The organism is Moorena sp. SIO2C4 (assembly GCF_010672485.1).
Taxonomy (GTDB): Bacteria; Cyanobacteriota; Cyanobacteriia; order Cyanobacteriales; family Coleofasciculaceae; genus Moorena; species Moorena producens.
In genome coordinates this window covers 1-1,277 of the sequence record NZ_JAAHGN010001498.1, presented here as the reverse complement: position 1 = coordinate 1,277, position 1,277 = coordinate 1, and the positions used below count along the sequence as shown (strand labels likewise).

2 protein-coding genes are annotated in these 1,277 nt (G+C 44.0%); both read right to left on the bottom strand.

Features of this window, described 5'->3' with window-relative positions:
* Positions 1–209 (bottom strand): hypothetical protein (locus F6K20_RS38955; protein ID WP_287298517.1); only part of this gene is annotated, 209 nt, incomplete at its 3' end.
* A gap of 358 nt (positions 210–567) precedes the next feature.
* Positions 568–1,263: an ABC transporter ATP-binding protein gene (locus F6K20_RS38950; RefSeq protein WP_502708938.1), complete on the bottom strand. Its 696-nt coding sequence runs from the start codon at positions 1,261–1,263 to the stop codon at positions 568–570.
* Positions 1,264–1,277: the final 14 nt, after the last annotated feature.

Here is a 1,277-nt window from a genome sequence, read left to right as displayed (position 1 = left end):
AGGCTTTCTGGGGCGCGTTTGAGGGAAGCGAAAACTTGGGCAAAATGGTAGCGGTTGTAATATGTGTCTTGGATTAGTCGCAAAGAGCTATAGGCACTCCTGGCTAGGACGAAGCTAGCAATGCCATAGGCTACTACTAATGCGATCGCAATCACCTGACCTCGTAATTGCCATAGGTCACGTAAGAGTTTACGGTCTAGGGAATTCATGGAAGTCTAAGACCAACCGAAAATGTCAGGAACAGGCAAGATGCCCATTCTACAGGTGCGACCCGTGGCGAATTTAATTCTTAATACGGAAAGCGCACCTAAAAACTCTTAAAATCATTCCATTATTAAGCAACGCTCGATTTTTTATAACTGCTCTTCTTCTGTATAAAACAAAGCTTCACAAACTAATGTCAAGCCGAACAGACAGCAAACTAAGAAAGTTGTTAATAATATTGCTATCATAGCTCAACTCCTTGGGAAGTCTTTTACTTTGTGACTCCCTCTAGTTCTTTTATACCTCCGGTTTTCTATCGAGCTAGGTAATTTGATTCAATTCTTAATATACTCAATCGTTGACTTACCACTCTAAATCCTCAGGAGCAATCTTAGTCTGATTACCATGTACACTAATAATCTCACCACTACGCATGGTAATCACCCGATCTGCCATAGCCGCAATTCCAGCATTGTGAGTAATTACAGCAGTAGTTGTTCCCAATTCCTGATTGACTCGCTCCAATACATTCAATACTAGCTTACCGGTCTGAAAGTCTAACGCTCCGGTTGGTTCATCACATAGGAGCACTTGAGGACGTTTGGCAATAGCACGAGCGATCGCAACCCGTTGTTGTTCACCCCCAGATAATTGAGCCGGAAAATGGTTAAGGCGATGGTCGAGTCCCACTAGTCCCAAAGCTTCCCGAGGACGCATCGGACGAGGAGCAATTTCCGTCACCAGAGCAACATTTTCCTGAGCCGTCAAGCTGGGAATCAAATTGTAGAATTGGAACACAAAACCCACGCACTCCCGACGGAAGCGGGTAAGAGCACGATCATCAGCACTTGATAAATCACGATTATAGAATTTGACTTGTCCGAAGGAGGGAACATCAAGTCCTCCGAGAATATTCAGCAGAGTGGACTTGCCACTTCCAGACGGAACAAGCAATACTACAAATTCTCCTCCATAGAGGTCAATAGTAACTGATTTTAGTGCCTGAACATTCACCTCCCCCATCTGATAGGTTTTAGTCACGTCACGCACTTTGAAAATAGGTTCATTGTTCA